This is a genomic window from Actinomadura keratinilytica (genome assembly GCF_039539665.1).
In the GTDB taxonomy this organism is placed as follows: domain Bacteria; phylum Actinomycetota; class Actinomycetes; order Streptosporangiales; family Streptosporangiaceae; genus Spirillospora; species Spirillospora keratinilytica.
In genome coordinates, this window is sequence record NZ_BAABDO010000303.1 from 1 (window position 1) to 228 (window position 228).

At 73.7% G+C, this 228-nt stretch carries 1 protein-coding gene; it reads right to left on the minus strand.

Annotated elements, in window-relative coordinates:
• A partial coding sequence (locus ABD879_RS32830; RefSeq protein ID WP_345025691.1) for a dihydroxy-acid dehydratase domain-containing protein occupies positions 1 to 228 on the minus strand: 228 nt, incomplete at both ends.

Below are 228 nucleotides of genomic sequence, written 5' to 3' on the forward strand. Positions count from 1 at the left end.
TGCGGCCGTCCTTCACCAGATCGACGGCCAGGCGCCCGGTGAGCTGGGCGGCCTCGCTGAGGCGGGCGTCGGAGGCAGGAGTCCCGGCGATGCCGGGCACGATGGTGCCGAGCGCCTCGGCGACCAGCGCCATCGTGGAGGCGGTGCCCATGGTGTTGCAGTGCCCGGCGCTGCGGATCATCGCGGACTCCGAGCGGGTGAAGTCCTCCTGCGAGAGCGTCCCGGCGC